Genomic DNA, 5,372 nt, shown 5'->3' with positions numbered 1-5,372 from the left:
GCCGTAGGAAAGTCTGAATACTCAGATATCCCAAAGCCCAATTTAGCAAATAAGCCAGGAACACTATCAAATGGAAACTTTAAAACATGCATTGAAATACCATTGATTTTTGCATCGCTGCCATCGCTATTCCCGTCCTGTTCAACCTCCCCAAACAAAACAGTTTCAATAGACCATCTGTCGAGAAAATAGCCAAATCCCACCCCAAAGCCCAAGGTGCTATCAAGCTTACTGTCATCGCTGGCGATGCGATTATTCCCTAACGCATAGACGTAGCGCCTTTCTTTCCACATTTCATTATCATCACTCGCCATAACAGGCGCAGAAAGAACCGACAAGACACCGAAAACTGATACGGTTCGTAATACATTAATCACATTATTTTCCACTCTATAGCTCCCAGTTATAATTAAAATTGCCAATTCACTTTCAGTCCAACAATATCTCGTGGTGCTTTATAATCTGCCGTGCCGAAGTCAACGTGAAAACGGCCATAATTGTATTCGGTGCCTTCGAGGTTTCTGCCATATAGCGTGACCCGTAAATTCTCTGCTTCATAAAAATAACTGATCCTTGCGTTCAAGACGGTATAGGCGTCTTCGACGCTTTTTTCAGAGTTCTGTGCAAGATAGTAAAAGCCGGAGTTATAGTAATAATCTGCACCAATCTCGATCGACCCACCGGGCACTTCGGTAGTTTTAGACAACCCAAGTGTCCCCGTTGCATCCGGTGCTCTTGCAATTTCATTGCCCGAATAATCATTGCCGGTCGACAATAGGCCGGTGTTAGGGTCAAACCCGCTGCCATTCAGGTATTCGCTATACTCCTTGGTGGTCAGCATGGTGCCGTTAGCGATAAGCACTAAATTATCGATTGTTCTGGGAAATAGCAGCGTCTGAAACTCAAACTCATAACCTTCGATGTCAGCGCCGCCGGCGTTCTCTTGGGTCACCGCCCCGCCTTGAAGCAAGGACACAAACTGCACCTGAAGATTGGTAATATCGTATTTAAAATAGGCGAAGTTAAACACTGAGCCAGGGCCAAACGGCGACGTTTTTATACCCAGCTCGATGGCATCCATTTCTTCAGGATCAATTTGCTCGGGTGGATCATAAATATTAATTAAGTTGAATTGGGTACCCTTAATGGACTGCTGCGCACTGATATATAGCATGGTATCGTCCATAATCGGTGGCCGATACTCCAAGCCTATTTTGGGCTTGGTGCTGGTGACCTTGTCTTCTATATCTTCATATTTTTGTATGTATACGATTGGATCGACATTAGAATCGCCTAAGGCGGAACTTGACTCATCGAGCGTTCGGGTTTCTTGTTGGTAACGGACCCCGAGGGTAAAGGTAAAATCATCCCAAAAGTCAATGGAGGTTTGGGCGTAAAGCGCGTGGGAATCGAGGGTATTCCCCCCCACTAGACGAACAGCGCCCGATGGAGTACCAAAACCCAATAAGGGCTCCAAAATTGCATCTAACAACTGAACAAAGCCTGCTGGCAAACCAATCGTCGTATTCGCGGCGCCGGTAGAGAGGTCAACACCTGCCAGCCCTAAAAATACCGGGTCAAGCGCGGACACCCAGTTAACCCAGTAGTAGCCCAGGTTATAGCGAACATTGCTACCTGCCCAACCATCCCCAGTCGATATCATTTGCAGCTCGGCGGTATCTACTTCAGTAACAGCACCGTTATCGCTACCAAAATAAGCGACGGCTTCAGGCGCCCCATCAAAATCGATAAACAGCCCTGTTGGTGATCCGTCTTGCCGGCTCATTAAAAATTTATAGTCGTGTTGCTCACCACTCCATTTCCCTGTAAGACTAACTATCTTGTTGTTTGAGGAATAATACACAGGAACATCATTATGAACGGTATACCCCGTTTGCGGCTCTATACCCACTATTTCGGCTAACAGACTTGGTTCAGAGTTGCCTTGTAAGCCTGATGATGTTCCTTGATCAAAAGATCGCATATAGGAAAATAAAAGCTCTAGTTCATCAACAGGGGTCCAGAGCAGTTTTATCCGCATGGCCTGTGAAGACACCTGAGGTAACCTCTCCCCCCCTCCCGTTGACTCAGGGTCATACCAATGATCGCCAGATTTGTAAGAGGTCGAAATTGACATCGCCAAGGTCTCTGCTAGCGGGTAAGAAAAATAGGCTTTTGTCGATACCGTATTTAATGAATCATAGCCCCACTCAAGCTGTACTTCCGGCTCGGTTAACGAGGGCGCTTTTGTCATGATATTGATTGCGCCACCGTTCGCGCCGCGGCCAAACAATGTTCCCTGTGGCCCCTTAAGCACTTCTATTTGCTCAAGACCAAATAACTCCTGATTTACCCCAACGGCGAATGGTAAATACACACCATCGATATAGGTCGCCACATTAGGATCACCCATTAAAAAGGTGTCTGAACCCACCCCCCTAATGTAGATAATGCCAAAGCCAGAGGTTTCGGTGTAGTTCATACCCGGCGCTACCAATTGCAGGTCTGCAATAGATGTAATGCCCATGGCCTCGAGCCGATTTTCAGAGAATGCCTGTACAGAGATGGGGATCTCTTGCATTTTTTCTTCACGCTTTTGCGCAACCACCAAGACCTCTTCTATCATGCGGTTGCCACTTTTTTTTTCAAGACTATACGCAGGGCTACTAGCAATACCAAATACGCCACAAATAAGCGTGGCAAACACCAACTTAAAGCGGATAACTGTCATTTTTTATATACCCCATATAATTATTATTTTTTATCTTAAAATTCTTCTTTATAACCCCTACCGCTACTTTCACTGAACTCTAAGCACTTCTACCATCACCGCCGCACTAAAAATCGATACATCGATCTCCCATTCCGGCACAGAGATACACGTCATTACTGTTTTTTATAGAAACATCAGCACCCTATCCGTGAAGACAGCAATTGACACAAGGCCGTACAAGCCCTTTTAAACAAGGCCCCACCGTCGACCTTACCGTAGAGAACATAAAATGTTATTTTTATACAACTTATTATTTATTAAATTATTTTTATTTTTTTAATAATTAATCCTATTTATAAAACTAGGACACCCTATCACACAAAAACTACAACAACTAACTCAATAAAACGCCGAAACTTTTCTATCACCGACATTGTTAAAAAAAACAATAACATATGCCATTTATATTAAATATATTTAATAAGCCGTCTCAATAAACACTCAGCTAAAGCCAAGTCCGCGAACTACCGTATTCCGAAAATAATCAATATCCAGAAAACACCATCCAATCCCAACCCTGTCGCTGCGACATTACCACTTCCACCCCCAATTAGGACCACCAAATAATTACCATAAATTAATTTTTAACCTATTCTCCTAAGGAACCGCCTTCTGTCGGGGTTTTAATTGGACAAATTTCCATGGGTCAACTCAGGCTGTCCGTGCATCTATTTCGTCATACTGTTTATGTGTACCAACGAAACGAATGTAAACCACTCTATAACGGATAGTTGATCCAAATGACCAGTCGATACTTGTTTGGCAATGTTGAACACAACTCTTCCACCTTTAATGTCTCTCTACCAAGCCATTTCGGGCAGTATTGAATCGCCGTAAGCCGGAGAGATCGCCCAAAAGGCTTTCAAAGTTGAGAGAGCAATAATACGTATGAATATATATTAGTCGCCTTTTGGGATCAGTGCGACAGGCGCTACGCTTGCGCATATGTCGGCTACTGCGACAAAGCCGTCTTGTCGAACTTGGTCGGTCATCTAGTAGGATAACCGTGAGCTACTTCGGTGGCGTTGGGTTCTGTATCAAATTCAGAAGACTGTGTGAGGTCAGAATGGCGATATACAACGATGATATGGAAGGCTTGAGCGTGTCTAGAAGGCACCGGCATCTCTAGCTTACATCGCGCAGTACTACACCGCCAAAGACGCCAGATAAAAAATCTCAAACACGAGGCCGACGACGGCGTAAATTAAGCTCGTCCACAGCAGTTCGAGTTCCCGGCTCAACGTCCCAAAAAAAGCAAGGACTGTAACCAGATGACGGTGTTTCGTTATCTCTAGCATGCGCAAATGGCGTGGATGTGGCGTATCAAACTGCACGGACGTCATACCCGCGTGGGCTTACTCCTAGCGGTCGACCGTCTTCGCAGCTGGCCCGCGTACAAACTTTTGAAGCATTGCGGGCAGCAGTGTTAAATCTGCGATTAGCGCGATGATAATTGCCAAGCCAGTCAATAAGCCAAATAGCACGCCGGGCACAAAATCAGAAAATACCAATAGCCCGAAGCCAAACGAAATAATGAGCGACGTATAAATTAAGGCATAGCCTACACTGCGATGACTGCGGGCAACCCCCTCCTCTGGGGTGTGCGTGGCAAGTTCCTGCAGGTAGCGGTGGGTGTAGTGGATGGTATCATCTACCGCTATCCCCATCGCGATGGCGGCAATTGTCATGGTCATGAAATCGAGCGGGATACCCGCCCAACCCATAACGCCTAACACCGCAAACGCCGAGATGATATTGGGCACTATGGTTATCAAGGCAATGCGAAGCGACCTAAATATTAAGCAAAAGGCGATGCCTAGGGCGAGAAACACCGCGCCTAAACTGAGAATCTGGGAGGTGAACAGCTGCTCTAACATTGTTTGATACAGTACAAACAGGCCACTGAGTTTGTAGTCTTCTGGCGCTACGTCCTGAGCCTGAACCTGCTTGTGGATGTCGGCAAGTAACACACCGCGATCAAGGTTCTCGGTACTGTCTCTAATTCTAGCGCTTATACGCAGCTGGGCCGGCGGCTCAATAAAATAGCTACTGAGCAGGTCTTCGCGCACGTTTTTATCAAGCGTCCAATAAATGGCGGTGAGTTCGTATTCTGTTAGCGGTTTATTGTTGTTTAACTGCTTTGCGAGTTGGGTGAAGTCCACCACCGACAACGTAGTACCCATGGCCTCAAACTGGGCCAGTGATTTTTGAATACTGTGGGCAGTCTGAACGTCCCTTGCCCTTAGCAATAGATTTTTGTCTGGATTCGCTGCTTTTGGCGGCGTATAGACAATGTCTAGCTGAGTCGAACCGCCAAATTCCTTGTCGATAAAGCTCAGTTCTTTGTGAACATCGGTATCGCTAGCAAAATAATTGATAAAGCTGTTTTCGACATTTAAGCGCAATGACCCAAAGACACTGACGGCAAAAAAGGCAATGCTAAACACCATAATCAGGGTGCTGCGCTTGGTGCAAAACCCTTGCGCGGTTTGCATAACACCGCTAAATATACTGCTCGATTCTGTGACGTGTTCCCTAGGGAATAGCAGCAATAATGCGGGAAACAGCAGCAGCGTACAGACGATAGTCACCACCATGG

General features: G+C 45.8%; 3 protein-coding genes and 1 pseudogene. All 4 read right to left on the bottom strand.

The genetic code is table 11. The features are described 5' to 3' along the window. The coding region (locus tag ABYP33_RS17200) for a hypothetical protein (RefSeq protein WP_373092380.1) at positions 1–389 on the bottom strand (389 nt) is incomplete at its 3' end. Positions 390–409: 20 nt separating this feature from the next. After that, a complete protein-coding gene (locus tag ABYP33_RS17195) occupies positions 410–2,731 on the bottom strand; it encodes a TonB-dependent receptor (RefSeq protein WP_373092379.1) in 2,322 nt (773 codons plus the stop codon). A gap of 693 nt (positions 2,732–3,424) precedes the next feature. Next, positions 3,425–3,663, bottom strand: a pseudogene (locus ABYP33_RS17190) (type II toxin-antitoxin system HigB family toxin). 471 nt (positions 3,664–4,134) lie between these two features. Further along, the coding region (locus tag ABYP33_RS17185) for an RND family transporter (RefSeq protein WP_373092378.1) at positions 4,135–5,372 on the bottom strand (1,238 nt) is incomplete at its 5' end.

It is taken from the genome of Zhongshania sp., from assembly GCF_041584495.1.
Classification (GTDB): Bacteria; Pseudomonadota; Gammaproteobacteria; order Pseudomonadales; family Spongiibacteraceae; genus Spongiibacter.
The sequence above is the reverse complement of the archived record's forward strand: the minus strand, read 5'-3'. Positions and strand labels throughout refer to the sequence as shown.

Bases quoted from the DNA above. Each gene is read 5' to 3' on its own strand.
- ABYP33_RS17195 (WP_373092379.1), bottom strand. From the start codon at position 2,731: ATGACAGTTATCCGCTTTAAGTTGGTGTTTGCCACGCTTATTTGTGGC.